This is a genomic window from Paenibacillus sp. (assembly GCF_035645235.1).
GTDB lineage: Bacteria > Bacillota > Bacilli > Paenibacillales > YIM-B00363 > Paenibacillus_AE.
In genome coordinates, this window is record NZ_DASQMZ010000061.1 from 1 (window position 1) to 13035 (window position 13035).

The 13035-nt window shown below is 59.1% G+C and carries 15 protein-coding genes, 2 tRNA genes, 2 pseudogenes and 1 riboswitch; of the genes and pseudogenes, 13 read left to right on the plus strand and 6 right to left on the minus strand.

The genetic code is table 11. The annotated features are described in order from the left end of the window. Positions 1–358, minus strand: a pseudogene (locus VEZ38_RS05650) (hypothetical protein); the annotation flags it as partial. 952 nt (positions 359–1310) lie between these two features. Here VEZ38_RS05650 and VEZ38_RS05655 point away from each other — a divergent pair. The 3 genes from VEZ38_RS05655 (at position 1311) to VEZ38_RS05665 (ending at position 2668) form a co-directional block, all read left to right on the plus strand. Next, complete coding sequence (locus VEZ38_RS05655) at positions 1311–1856, plus strand: accessory gene regulator B family protein (protein ID WP_324892370.1); 546 nt, start codon at positions 1311–1313, stop codon at positions 1854–1856. Positions 1857–1863: 7 nt separating this feature from the next. Continuing rightward, on the plus strand, positions 1864–1992 hold the full coding sequence (locus VEZ38_RS05660) for an AgrD family cyclic lactone autoinducer peptide (RefSeq protein WP_324892371.1): 129 nt from the start codon (positions 1864–1866) through the stop codon (positions 1990–1992). A gap of 79 nt (positions 1993–2071) precedes the next feature. Then, a complete protein-coding gene (locus tag VEZ38_RS05665) occupies positions 2072–2668 on the plus strand; it encodes a type II CAAX endopeptidase family protein (RefSeq protein WP_324892372.1) in 597 nt (198 codons plus the stop codon). Here VEZ38_RS05665 and VEZ38_RS05670 read toward each other — a convergent pair. Then, entirely contained in the window at positions 2628–3269 is a 642-nt protein-coding gene (locus VEZ38_RS05670; RefSeq protein WP_324892373.1) for a TraX family protein, read from the minus strand. The two genes, VEZ38_RS05665 and VEZ38_RS05670, sit on opposite strands and share 41 nt — an antisense overlap. A 114-nt stretch (positions 3270–3383) precedes the next feature. Here VEZ38_RS05670 and VEZ38_RS05675 point away from each other — a divergent pair, with 114 nt between their 5' ends. Further along, a complete protein-coding gene (locus tag VEZ38_RS05675) occupies positions 3384–3869 on the plus strand; it encodes a hypothetical protein (RefSeq protein ID WP_324892374.1) in 486 nt (161 codons plus the stop codon). A gap of 102 nt (positions 3870–3971) precedes the next feature. Here VEZ38_RS05675 and VEZ38_RS05680 read toward each other — a convergent pair. The 4 genes and pseudogenes from VEZ38_RS05680 to tadA form a co-directional block, all read right to left on the minus strand. Further along, positions 3972–4048, minus strand: a tRNA-Pro gene (locus VEZ38_RS05680). 73 nt (positions 4049–4121) lie between these two features. Next, a tRNA-Arg gene (locus tag VEZ38_RS05685) sits at positions 4122–4199 on the minus strand. A 54-nt stretch (positions 4200–4253) separates the two neighbouring features. Further along, positions 4254–4598 (minus strand): GNAT family N-acetyltransferase, encoded by a 345-nt coding sequence (locus VEZ38_RS05690; RefSeq protein WP_324892383.1) that lies wholly within the window; start codon positions 4596–4598, stop codon positions 4254–4256. A gap of 123 nt (positions 4599–4721) precedes the next feature. Next, positions 4722–5201, minus strand: a pseudogene (tadA, locus tag VEZ38_RS05695) (tRNA adenosine(34) deaminase TadA); the annotation flags it as partial. Positions 5202–5406: 205 nt separating this feature from the next. Here tadA and ychF point away from each other — a divergent pair. The 9 genes from ychF to VEZ38_RS05740 all read left to right on the plus strand — a co-directional run. Further along, entirely contained in the window at positions 5407–6507 is a 1101-nt protein-coding gene (gene ychF, locus VEZ38_RS05700; RefSeq protein WP_324892375.1) for a redox-regulated ATPase YchF, read from the plus strand. A gap of 133 nt (positions 6508–6640) precedes the next feature. Beyond that, positions 6641–7717 (plus strand): peptide chain release factor 1, encoded by a 1077-nt coding sequence (gene prfA, locus VEZ38_RS05705; RefSeq protein WP_324892376.1) that lies wholly within the window; start codon positions 6641–6643, stop codon positions 7715–7717. Further along, positions 7717–8589, plus strand: coding sequence for a peptide chain release factor N(5)-glutamine methyltransferase (gene prmC, locus VEZ38_RS05710; RefSeq protein WP_414694669.1), 873 nt, complete (start codon positions 7717–7719; stop codon positions 8587–8589). The genes prfA and prmC overlap by 1 nt, the downstream gene beginning before the upstream one ends. Before the next feature lie 107 nt (positions 8590–8696). After that, the gene (gene spoIIR / locus VEZ38_RS05715; protein WP_324892378.1) at positions 8697–9434 is read left to right on the plus strand and encodes a stage II sporulation protein R; all 738 of its coding nucleotides are present in this window, start codon (positions 8697–8699) and stop codon (positions 9432–9434) included. Between the two features lie 99 nt (positions 9435–9533). Continuing rightward, positions 9534–10634 (plus strand): L-threonylcarbamoyladenylate synthase, encoded by a 1101-nt coding sequence (locus tag VEZ38_RS05720; protein ID WP_324892379.1) that lies wholly within the window; start codon positions 9534–9536, stop codon positions 10632–10634. Positions 10635–10819: 185 nt separating this feature from the next. Further along, positions 10820–11380, plus strand: a complete 561-nt coding sequence (locus VEZ38_RS05725; RefSeq protein WP_414694668.1) for a manganese efflux pump MntP family protein — start codon at positions 10820–10822, stop codon at positions 11378–11380. A 67-nt stretch (positions 11381–11447) separates the two neighbouring features. Next, entirely contained in the window at positions 11448–12029 is a 582-nt protein-coding gene (locus VEZ38_RS05730; RefSeq protein WP_324892380.1) for a low molecular weight protein arginine phosphatase, read from the plus strand. 35 nt (positions 12030–12064) lie between these two features. Further along, positions 12065–12145: riboswitch (ZMP/ZTP riboswitch) on the plus strand. Positions 12146–12225: 80 nt separating this feature from the next. Beyond that, a complete protein-coding gene (gene rpiB, locus VEZ38_RS05735; protein ID WP_324892381.1) occupies positions 12226–12684 on the plus strand; it encodes a ribose 5-phosphate isomerase B in 459 nt (152 codons plus the stop codon). A gap of 19 nt (positions 12685–12703) precedes the next feature. Next, positions 12704–13035 (plus strand): DUF436 family protein (locus tag VEZ38_RS05740; protein WP_324892382.1); only part of this gene is annotated, 332 nt, incomplete at its 3' end.

Sequence of the window (13035 nt, forward strand, 5' to 3'; positions counted from 1 at the left end):
ACTCCCCGAACTCCTTATGGAAGACCATGTCTTTGCCCGGTTCCTCAGGCGTAAATTCGAAGCCCTCCAGCAGATAGAACGCATAGCCCAGCTCGCTTCTCGTTAAAGACGCCGGCACGTTCATTGTTTCGCCCTCTACGGCCACTTGCAGTTCCTTCGTCTCTGGAAGTTCCACCGGCGCCTCTACCGGTGTCTGAGGCGCCTCTGGCGGAGGGACCTCCTCAACGGGCGTTTCCACCGTCGAAGGAGTCGTTTTGTCCCCTTCCTTGTTTTCAGGATCGTTCAAACAAGCGGCAAGTACTAGTGCGAAACCCATGAGAAGAAGTACCCAGGCTCCAGGTCGAACCAATGTTTTCATTAAAACATACCTCCCTTATAAAGTATTGACAGAAGACCATACAACCATGCTACATAAAGATTTTATGGGTATAGTTGTAAGCGTTTACTATCAGGTCCCATCAGCACTTTAATAAGCTAGCGAATATTTGGGGAAAACTCACAAATCATGAAAAAAGGCTGAAATTAGTGTTCGACAAGTTGTAATTTTTGATGTACATTGAGACTATGACTCTATAAAAGTGGTGAAATGAACATATGTTTTTCGACCTACAAACCTTGGTTAATTTAATTTTTTCGTTCATTGATTTTTCAGGATTCACCTTGTTGTCTTTAGCGATTTATAGGATTCCTATAACGTTGTATTGGAAAAGATTATTGGTAATCCAGCTCATGTTTATCGTTGTTATGATCATACATAACAACATCTTAATGAACAAAGATTTCTACTCTTTGAGTATCGTTGGAACAGCAATAATACTATCAACATTCCTTTTAAGAGTTCCATTTTTATATTCTTCGTTAATATGGGGAACAGGGTACTTGCTTTATGTCGCCATCCAAGGCATAATTCTCTTTCTAATTAATTGGACAGGCATTGTAGAAATGCAGGAACTACTCAACCAGCCCATCTACGTTAAAGCCATGACAATGACTACCTTCCTTGTTAATATGTTGATTTACTATATTATTGAAAGGAAAAGGCTTGGTTTTATGTTTATTATGAATCGATTCCGACTGCAAAAGAGAAACATTCAAGCGAAGGACATCTTTATTGCTACGTTACTTGTATGTACAGTAAGTCTAGGTCAATTGGGATTAGTTAGCTTATCTTCGAACAATATGAATCAGTATTTGCTAACTATTCTATTGTCGATTATCGTGATTTCGTTAATCGGATTATACATTACTTACAAATTTAATATGAAAGAAATTGACGAGAGATTTAACTCCTTAAGGGGGAAGAACAACCGTTGATCGCAAGACTTTCATTACGGATAGCTAATTTCATAAGGCAGAACAATGAACAGGCTTCTTCACTAGACGTACTAATGTTTTCTTTGACGATTGTTCTCAATACTCTAGTAATAATTATTGTAGTATTAGGTATAGGCGCGTTAACCGGCCGTTTTTCTGAGGCGGCAGTTATTTTTTTCGGATTTGTATTTTTACGGTTTTTCAGCGGAGGGTTTCACCTTCCTTCTTCTGGGCTTTGTAATGCATTCTCTATCATAACATTCTCTATTCTAATGCATTTGCCAATGGTATATTGGAATGGTGGACTAATAGTAAACTTAATATCCCTGCTGTTGGCACTCATCTACGCACCAACTAAGGATATTATGGCTTTGAACAGATTGGGTCCAAAGTATACCGTACACTTCAAGATTGCGACGGTATTAATTATCCTCAGCAATTTCTGGATTCAGTCCCCTGCATTGGCGTTAGCATTCATTGCACAAACATTGTCTTTATTGCCGATCGCTTACCGAGGAGCAGCGCTATTCGAAAGGAGGTGATATAAAGATGAAGTACCGCATTGCACTGGCTGCGAACGCAATTTTAGCGGCGATCGCGACTCTCGTTATGACAAGCGCAAGTGTATGGGCTTACCACCGCCCGGAAATTCCCGCTGAACTGCAACGTAAACACTAATGGGTAGCGGCATATTATTGGGAAGAGCCACGCAACCGGTCGTGGCTCTTCCCGTTTTTAGGGAAGGTAAGGTGGTGAGATGAAGTCGGGAGTAATTGATAGACGTTTATTAATTATTGCAATGTTCACAGCTATGATTACATTACAATTGCGGATACCGAATTACTACACATTGTTAATCCCACCAATTGTCATTGCGGCAATCGTAATTTTTTCTTATTGGCGGGAAATTGTTGAATATGACTGGAAGCAAATTCGGACGAAGAGGTTTATTAAAGAAACCTATTTAGCAACGACGAACGGTATTATCGCCCAAGCAGTCGGCATTCTAACTTTGGTTTACGTCATAGGTGTTAAAGAGCCGGTATTTGGAGTAGCAATTACGCCGTTTATTATATTTAATTCGACCTTCATCTCCGCTATTTTGGAGGAAGTGGTATATCGTAAAATTATTTTTAACGTCTTGGATCGGCGTTTCGGTTTCTGGGCGGCCGCGATCCTTAGCTCAGTCGTTTTTGCAATATCCCATTATAATTATGCTGCATATTTAGGTTACTTTCTATTAGGGATCGTATGGTGCATGGCATATAAGAAGACGAACAATTTGGGTGTTGTCATTGCGGCACACACAATTTTCAATGCAGCATATTTCGTCGTGAGATCTCTACAAGAATGAGCAACACGGTTAAATGTACCGGATAAAAGAATCGCCATAGCCACCGGGGCACGGGCGCCCTCGACCAGGCCGACAGGCCGGGAGCATAGGCGAAGGCAAGCGTCGGAAGGATGCTGAACAGCTGCAGCGGCGTGGCATACAAAATGAGGTACAGTCCGTTCAGGGCGAGATGTCCGAGCACGGTCGTATGCGACTGCGTATAGCGGTACAACACCAACAGCAGGAGCCCATATGCGCCGTAGTCGAACGACACGGCTTCCATGAGCAGCGCTGCGGCGACCGGCCAAGCGTACCGCAGCGGGTTTGAGCGGGGCATTCGCTCCATCAGAACGAGGGCGCCGACGGAAACCGCGAACGTGCCGATCACGTTCACCGTCCAGGTGTCGAACAACAAGGCGAACGGCGCTTGCGAGAGGAGCGCCAGCACGGTCAGACGTCGTACATAATTCGGGAGACTGCGCGTTCGCGTCATGCCGAGCGCGATAAAATACGTATAGATCGGGAACGCCAGCCGGCCGACGATGCGCCAGAGCGGCGAGTCGGGAAACCAAACGATTCCGATATGGTCGATGAGCATCGTTACGACGGCGATCCATTGCATGCCGGCAATCCCCTCTCGGTCAAGTTCCTCCATTATATCATGCAGACCCACATAATTTCCCATCGCTTGGAGAACCTACTTTCGAGCCACACACGAGGAATGGAGGGATCGCACTTGCGTTGGGTATTATCGGTTTCGCTCGCGCTCGCCGTCGCCGGACTCGGAATGAGCGGCGTCGCCTCCGCCGACCGCGCCGACGGGCATCAGCATCGGCGCCCCGCGGCCCATGTCATGGGAGCGCCTACGCACCAAGCGATGTACATGCAGCTGCTGGCGGAGAAATTTACGCCGGAATCGGCAGCGGCCTGGAAGCAGACGATGGCGGAGCGCGTACAATTGATGAACGCGTTGCGCGAGCTGAAGCAGTCGGGTCGGTGGAAGCGGGAAGACGCAAAGGCGAAGATGGAGAAGCTGGCAGCGGAAAACGGGGCCGTCATGCAAGCGCACCTCGCGCTTGTCCAGGAGTTCACGAAGGCGGTCGAAGCGGAGGACGCCAAGGCGATCAAGGCGGTGCTGCCGAAGCTGCTCGCCTCGGAGCAAAAGCTGAACGAGACGCTGCGTAAAATGATCGAGAGCGAAACGAAAGCGAAGAGCTCGTAAAAAGAAAGCCGCCGATGCTGCAGGAATGCAGTTCGGCGGCTTGTCGCTTTCGATAGCGCAAAAAAAATCGCGGCCCGGAGGCCGCGTTCGTTGGTTTATGAATGGTCGAGACGACAGGATTCGAACCTGCGACCTCTTGCTCCCGAAGCAAGCGCTCTACCAAGCTGAGCCACGTCTCGACAATGTCGCTCGATCGAGCGACGACATGTACTAATTTATCACGAATCCGCGTACGACGCAAGCGGAAATTGATGGCGCGCCACGGCGGGACTCGAACCCGCGACGCATAGTTTAGGAAACTATCGCTCTATCCGGCTGAGCTACGGGCGCGCAAGTAGCCCTATAATATCATGGAGCGGGCTTGTCAGGCAACCGTCGGCGGAGTTAGAACGTTCTGGAGAAGCGAGTGACGGTTACGTCCGGCGCGATGTCGACGAGGCCGACCGGACGGAAGCCGTGCCGTTCGTACAACGCGACCGCCGGCGTATTCGCCGTACCGGTGGATACGATCGCGTGCCGCAAACCAGGCAGGGAGAGGACGGCGTCGAGCAGCCTGGAAGCGATGCCGCGGCGGAACCGCTCCGGATCGACCATCATGCGGTGGATGTCGAGCGTCCCGCCGTCGTCGACCCGCTTGTACGAGACGGCGCCGACGAGACGGCCGTCCGCCTCGAAGCAGCCGACGAACGATTCGCCGCAGGCGGCGAGCGTCTCCGGCGTGTCGAGCATCGGCGGGATGACGTCGAGGCCGATCAGCTCGGCTTCGATCGGGTAAGAGCGTTGCTGCAGCGCGTGCACCGCCTCGGCGTGGCGCGGGTCCGCGATATCGAACGGACGGACTTCGAAGGGGTCGGCGGATGCCGGCTTCTTCCGTAAGCGTCGGAAGAAGTTCGTCAGCAGCGTTCCGCATTCCTCCTGCAGGACGCCGGCCGTCACCTCCGTCAGGTGGTTGAAGCGGTCGTCCTGCAGTAAATTCATCAGCGTGCCGCAGCAGCCGGCTTTCGGATCCGGCGCGCCGTAGACGACCCGGCGGATGCGCGCTTGCAAGATCGCTCCGGCGCACATCGGGCAAGGCTCGAGCGTCACATAGAGGTCGCAGTCGGTCAGGCGCCACGCTCCGAGACGTTCGCTAGCCTCTTTAATCGCGATCATCTCGGCATGGGCGGTCGGATCGTGCGCGGTTTCCCGCAAGTTATGTCCTCGCGCCAACACTTCGCCGTCTTTGACGATGACGGCGCCGATCGGCACTTCGGCGATCGACTCCGCCTTGCGCGCTTCCGCAATCGCTTCGTTCATCCACAGCTCGTCTTGCAAAACTGCTTGGTTATCCATATAAAAATCCTCCAATTGGGGATAAGGTAGGCGAACAGGCATTCTTTTGTGCACATGCTGTGAATAAAACTGTGGACAACTCCAACAGGTTGTGGACTTGTCCGTATTATACTATATAATAAGAAAAGCTTCAGACGAACGGCGGGGGCAGGACGCGTCGTCGACTTCATTTTCGCTATATTATGAACAGGAGTTGTTACGATAGATGGCATTGAAAGCAGGAATCGTCGGATTGCCGAACGTGGGCAAATCCACCTTGTTTAACGCGATTACGCAGGCGGGCGCGGAGTCCGCGAATTATCCGTTCTGTACGATCGACCCGAACGTCGGCGTCGTCGAAGTGCCGGATCCGCGGCTCGGCAAGCTGGCCGAAATCGTGCATCCGGAGCGCATCGTGCCGACCGCGTTCGAGTTTGTGGATATCGCGGGTCTCGTGAAGGGCGCGAGCAAGGGCGAAGGGCTCGGCAATAAGTTTCTCGCGCACATCCGCGAGGTGGACGCGATCGTGCACGTCGTGCGCTGCTTCGTGGACGAGAACATCACGCACGTCTCCGGCGGCGTTAATCCGATCAGCGATATCGAGACGATTAACCTCGAGTTGATCCTCGCCGATATCGAGTCGGTGGAGAAGCGCCTCGAGCGGTCGCGGAAAAATCTCAAGGGCGGCGACAAGAAGGTCGTTCAAGAGGTCGAGCTGCTTGAGCGGGTGAAGGAGACGTTATATAACGACAAGCCGGCGCGGAGCATGGAAATGACGGACGAGGAGCGGTTGATCGTTCGGGATCTTCACCTCATCACGATGAAGCCGGTGCTGTATGCGGCGAACGTCAGCGAAGCCGAGGCGGCGAATTCGGACGCGAATCCGTACGTCGCGAAGGTGCGGGAGTTCGCGGCCGGCGAAGGCAACGAGGTCGTGCCGATCAGCGCGAAGCTGGAGTCCGAAATCGCGGAGCTCGAGGGCGAGGACAAGGCGATGTTCCTCGAGGAGCTCGGCTTGCAGGAATCGGGCCTTGACCGATTGATTCAAGCGGCCTACAAGCTGCTCGGCTTGTACACGTATTTCACGGCGGGCGTGCAAGAGGTACGGGCGTGGACGATTCGAAAAGGAACGAAGGCGCCGCAAGCGGCCGGCGTCATTCACACCGACTTCGAACGCGGCTTCATTCGCGCGGAGGTGGTGGCGTACGACGATTTGATCGCCGCCGGCTCGATGAACGGCGCGAAGGAGCGGGGGCAGCTGCGCCTCGAGGGCAAGGAGTACGTCGTGCAGGACGGGGACGTCATGCATTTCCGATTTAACGTATAAGCTTTTCGGCAAGAGGCGTGTCCGCGGCGCGGGCGCGCTTCTTTTTCCCGCATTTGCAAATTGACAGCGGATTTTGGGGAACCATATACTAAAGGGATGACAATGAAAATCGAAAGATAGAGGTGACCAGTCCATGCTTGATCGTTTACAAGCGCTTGCCGACCGGTACGATAAGCTTAGCGAGCTGCTTTGCGATCCGGATGTGGCGAGCGACACGAAGAAGCTGCGCGAGTATTCCAAGGAGCAATCGGACCTTCAGGAAGTATACGACGCGTATCAAGAATATAAGACGGTGAGCGAGCAGCTCGCCGACGCGAAGACGATGCTCGCGGAGAAGCTCGACGACGAGATGCGCGAGCTGGTGAAGATGGAGGTCGCCGAGCTGTCGGAGCGCAAGGAGCAGCTGGAGGCGCAAATTCATGTGCTGCTCATGCCGAAGGATCCGAACGACGACAAGAACGTCATCGTGGAAATCCGCGGCGCGGCCGGCGGCGAGGAAGCGGCGTTGTTCGCGGGCTCGCTGTACCGGATGTACACGAAGTACGCGGACGCCCAAGGCTGGAAGGTAGAACTGATGGAGGCGAACGAGAGCGATCTCGGCGGCTTCAAGGAGATTATCTTCATGGTTAAGGGCAAGGGCGCGTACAGCAAGCTGAAGTTCGAAAGCGGCGCGCATCGCGTCCAGCGGGTGCCCGAGACGGAGTCCGGCGGGCGGATTCACACGTCGACGTCGACGGTGGTCGTCATGCCGGAAGTCGAGGACATCGAGGTCGAAGTGAAGGAAAGCGACATTCGCGTCGATACGTTCTGCTCGAGCGGCGCCGGCGGGCAGTCGGTCAACACGACGAAATCCGCGGTTCGCGTGACGCACGTACCGACGGGCATCGTGGCCACCTGTCAGGACGGCAAGTCGCAGAACTCGAACAAAGAGATGGCGCTTCGCGTGCTCCGCGCCCGCATCTACGAGAAGATGATGCAGGAGGAGACGGCGAAGTACGACTCCGAGCGCCGTTCGAAGGTCGGCACGGGCGACCGGAGCGAACGGATTCGGACGTACAACTTCCCGCAAAGCCGCGTGACCGATCACCGCATCGGCCTGACGCTGCACAAGCTCGACCAAGTGATGGACGGCGATCTGGACGAGATCGTGTCGGCGCTGACGATTGCCTCGCAATCGGAGATGGTCGAGAGAGGGGAATATTCCGCATGATGACAGTCAGAGAAGCCTATATGAGGGCTTCTTCTTTTTTAGGGGAGCGGGGGGCGAGCGAGGCGCCGAAGTCGGCGGAGCTGCTGCTGCAGCACGTGCTCGGCGTGTCGCGCACGAGGCTGCTGGTGCTGTGGAGCGATCCGATCGACGACGACGCGTTCGACGCGCTCTGGGCGATGCTGCAGCGGCGCGTCGCCGGGGAGCCGGTGCAATACATTACCGGAGAAGCTTATTTTTACGGGCGGCGGTTCGCGGTGAACCGCTCCGTGCTCATCCCGCGGCCGGAGACGGAGCTGCTGGCGGAGCGGGTGCTGCAGCTCGGGGACGAGCTGTGGGGCGCCCCGGGCGCGCCGCGCGTCGTCGACGTCGGCACGGGCAGCGGCGCGATCGCGGCGACGCTGGCGGCGGAGCGGCCGGCGTGGCGCGTCGCGGCGAGCGACCTGAGCGCGGAGGCGCTCGAGACGGCGCGGGGCAATAGCGAGGCGCTCGGGGTCGCAGGCGGCGTGACGTTCTTGCTCGGGGATTTGCTCGAGCCGGCGATCGCCGCCTTCGGCGCGGACGGGATCGATGCGGTGGTGTCGAACCCGCCGTATATTCCGAGCGCCGAGATGGAGGGCCTCCAGGTCGAGGTGCGAGACTACGAACCGCGGCTCGCGCTGGACGGCGGCGAGGACGGCCTGGAACCGTACCGCCGGATGTTGTCCCAGATGGCGGCGCACGGCGCATGGCCGAGGCTGCTCGGCTTCGAGTGCGGCCTCGGGCAGGCGCGCGAGCTGGCCTCGCTGCTGCGGGAGACCGGGCATTGGCCGGACGTCACGATCGTGGAGGATTACGCGGGCATCGAGCGGCATGTGCTGGGCGTGCGGCGCTGACGTTTTCGCCGGTTGGCCGACGTAAAAATTTAATAGATTGCTAGGTTTAGAGAGCGCGCGGGACGTCCATACTAAGACTATCATTCAGTTCTTAGGGGGCGCCCGATATGCAACGGCCATCATCTTCCTTTTCCAAAACATTCGTACTGATTCTGGGCATGCTGGCGATGCTGGTCATGTCTTGGGAATATAGCAAAGCGGACCCGGTGCTGGCGTCGGCGGTCGGTTCGGCCGCGGCGGACGGGGTCATTCCGCAGGAGTCGATCCGTCTCCGAATTCTAGCGGATTCCGACGCGCCGGCGGATCAAGCGCTGAAGATTCGCGTGCGCGATGCGATCGTGGCGGAGATGAACGAGTGGGCCGCGGAGCCGCGGACGCTCGACGAGGCGCGGGCGTATATCGGGGCGCGGCTGCCGGAGCTGCAGGCGCTCGCCGCGAAGACGGTCGCCGACGCGGGGTACGCGTACGAGGTGAAGGCCGAGCTCGGCCTGGTGCCGTTCCCGACGAAGGCGTACGGCGGACAGTTGTATCCGGCGGGAGAGTACGAAGCGCTGCGCATTACGATCGGCCGCGGCCAAGGGCAAAACTGGTGGTGCGTGTTGTTCCCGCCGTTGTGCTTCGTGGACGTCGCGGCGGGCGAGACGCCGGCCGCCGGCGCAAGCGTCGTCGCCGCGAGCGCGGCTCTGACTTCGGGGCAGGCTGCGGCTGCGAACGCGGACGCATCGAATGCAGACGCATCGAATGCAGACGCATCGAATGCGGCCGAAGCGCCGAAGGTGGAGTATCGGTTCTTCCTTGTGGAGCTGGTCGCGGACATGATCGAAGCGGTGAAGGGTTGGTTATAAGGAAAAACTTGCGGGTCGGCAACGTTCCCGGCAAGTCGAGACAAGCCTCGGTATGCTATACTGGATATCAATACGGAACGCGGAGAGAGGGGCTACGCCATGTCCGGGATCCGAACGAAATTGTGGCGCATCGAACAGCATAGGGACGCGACGGGCCTCCGGGAGCAGCTGCTGGAGGCTTCCGCGCGCCTTCGGGCCGGCGGGCTCGTCGCCTTCCCGACGGAGACGGTGTACGGCCTCGGGGCGGACGCGCGGAACGCGGACGCGGTCGAGCGCATCTTCGCCGCGAAGGGCCGCCCGTCCGACAATCCGCTCATCGTCCATGTGGCGTCGATCGCCGCGGCCGAAGCGCTCGCGAACGAGATCGGCCCGGTCGAACGGCGGCTGATGGAGACGTTCTGGCCGGGGCCGCTGACGGTCGTGCTGCCGGTTCGGCCCGGCGCGGTGTCGCCCCGCGTGACGGCGGGGCTCGATACGGTCGCGGTGCGTCTGCCCGCGCACGACATCGCGCGCGAGCTGATCGCGCTCGCGGACGTGCCGGTGGCGGCGCCGAGCGCCAACCGGTCCGGGCGGCCGAGCCCGACGCTCGCGGAGCATGTCCGCGAGGATTTGAACGGCCGCATCGACGGCATCGTCGACGGGGGCGCCGCCGACGTCGGCCTCGAGTCGACCGTGGCGATGGTCGACCCGGACGGGGCCGTGCGCGTGCTGCGGCCCGGCGGGGTGTCGGCCGAAGCGCTCGCCGCCGCCGGCTTCGACGTGGCGCCCGCGGACGCGGATGACGCCGCCGCCGAAGACGCCGGGGCCGCCCCGCGCTCCCCCGGCGTCAAATACACGCACTACGCCCCGAAGGGACGGCTGTGCGTCGTGGAGGGCGCGCCCGAGGCGGTGCGCGCCAGCATCCAGGCGCGGCTCGACGCCGACGCCGCGGAGGGCGCGCGAACGGCCGTGCTCGCGTTCGCGCCGGCGCCGCCGGGCGCCGCGGACGCGTACCGCGGCGCGCACAAGCTCATCGCCCTCGCGGACGCGCCGGGCGACGCGGCGACGGCGGCGAACCGGCTGTACGCCGCCCTGAGAGCGTGCGACGCCGCCCGCATCGAGCGGCTGTACGCCGAAGGCCTCGTCGAGCCGACCGGCCTCGGCCGCGCCTTCCTGAACCGGCTGCGCAAGGCGGCCGGCCACCGCATCGTAACGGTATAACGCGCTGTCGCCGGGGAGTGTGCGGGTACCTTCGCATGTTAGATAAATTTCGAAATTTGAAGTTTATCTACGATAACGAAGAGGCCGGACACGAGCCCCGCCGTCGCCCCCGTCCCCCTCCAGAAGGACATACATCCTCTCTTGTCCGCATAAGCATGGGAAAGAAGGGACAGGAGGGGGAAGGCTTGGCGGATATTACGGAGCATCTTGGGCCGACGATGACGATCCTCCTGATCGCCGTCGCGCTCGGCATGGACGCGTTCTCGCTGTGCGTCGGCATCGGAATGAAGGGCATTCGTCTGCTGCACGTGGCGAAAATCAGCGCCGCGATCGCGGCGTTCCACGTCGTCATGCCGCTCGTCGGCCTGTTCATGGGGCAGTACGTCAGCGCGCTGCTCGGCGGCGTGGCGACGATGATCGGCGGCGGACTGCTCGTCTTGCTCGGCGGGCACATGATCTACAACTCGCTGCGCGGCGGGGATGCTCCGTCGTTCAACACGGGATCGCTGTTCGGCTTGCTCGCGTTCGCGCTCAGCGTCAGCGTCGACTCGCTGTCGGTCGGCGTCTCGCTCGGCATGTTCGCGACCGACCTGGCGCTGACGGTGCTGCTGTTCGGCACGATGGGCGGACTGCTGTCCGTCGTGGGGCTGCTCATCGGACGGCGCGTGGGCCAGATGACGGGCGAGTACGGCGAAGCGCTCGGCGGCGCGGTGCTGCTCGTATTCGGCATATTATTCCTGATCTGATGCGGCCGATGCGGTTTGTACTTCTTGGTCGTTTTACATAAAATAAGACCAAGGGGGGACGAAACGCGTGAAACGGATTTTATTGGTATGCACCGGGAATACGTGCCGGAGCCCGATGGCCGAAGCGTTGTTCCGCAAGCTCGCGGCGGAGCGGGGCGTACCCGCGGAAGTGAAATCGGCGGGCGTCGCCGCGCTCGCGGGGCAGCCGATGTCGGGCCACGCGGCCGACGCGCTGCGCGACCGAGGCGTCGACCCGAGCGGGTTCCGGTCGAGCGAAGCGACGCCGGAGCTGGTCCGATGGGCCGATCTGATTTTGACGATGACGTCGCATCATAAGCGGCATCTCTTAGAGCTGTACCCGGAAGCGGTCGAGAAGACGTATGCGCTGAAGGAATACGCGGCGACCGACGCCGAAACGGCGGCCTTGCTCGCGGAGCGGGAGTCGCTCGTCGCCGACCTGCAGCTGAAGCTCGCCCTCGGGCAGCCGATTCGGGACGAAGAGCGGCGACGACTCGAGGAGTTGGAGCGGAAGCTGCCGAGCCCGGACGTGCAGGACCCGATCGGCGGCAGCCGGGCGCGGTACGAGCGAACGGCCGACGAGATCGAAGCGGCGATTCGCGCCGTCTTGGATCGTCTTTACAGGGAATGACGGATGCGGTATGATGGTAGCAATGAATCCTAATTGGGACCCGATGTAACTGGCGACATTTGTGGAGTACCACATTGGAGCATCGGGGCATACGGCCGGTCGCCTGGGCAGAGCATGGACGGGAAGGTTCCGTCGTATGCTCTTTTTTGCCGTTTAGGGTATAATATGGCTCAGACAAGACGAGGAGGCGGTTCAGATGAAAATCGCGATCGGAGCGGATCACGCGGGCTACCGGCTCAAGGCCGAGCTGCTCGAGCACATTCGTTCGCTGGGGCATGAGCTGGAGGATTTCGGCGCGCACGGGCCGGCATCGGTCGACTATCCCGACTTCGCGTCGGCGGTGTGCGACCAGGTCGTATCGGGCAAGGCCGACCGGGGCATTCTGATTTGCGGCACGGGCATCGGCATGTCGATCGCGGCGAACAAGGTGCCGGGCATCCGCTGCGCGCTCGTGCACGACGTCTTCTCGGCGAAGGCGACGCGGGAGCATAACGACACGAACGTGCTCGCGATGGGCGAGCGGGTCATCGGCGGGGGGCTCGCGCAAGAGATCGTGACGACGTGGCTGTCGACCGAATTCTCGAACGGCGAACGGCACAAGAACCGGATCGGCAAGGTATGCGCGCTCGAAGCGCGGGCCGATCTTCATCCATAACGATAGGGGCCTATCGAAAATGACGACACTCACCGCACACTGGACGGAGGACATCTACCGCGTCGCGCTCGACACCGCGCAAGCGGGCGGCCTCGCCGCCGGACGGTTGCTCGTCGTCGGCGTCAGCACGAGCGAGGTGCTCGGCAGCCGCATCGGCACCGCGGGCGCTTCCGACGTGGCGCAGGCGCTCTTCGAGGGGCTGCAGCGGTTCCGCGGCGAGACGGGCATTTACGTCGCGTACCAATGCTGCGAGCATCTGAACCGCGCGCTCGTCGTGGAGCGGGAAGCGATGGAGAAGTACGGCCTCGAGCCGGTGACCGTCGTGCCGGTGCCGAAGGCGGGCGGCGCGAT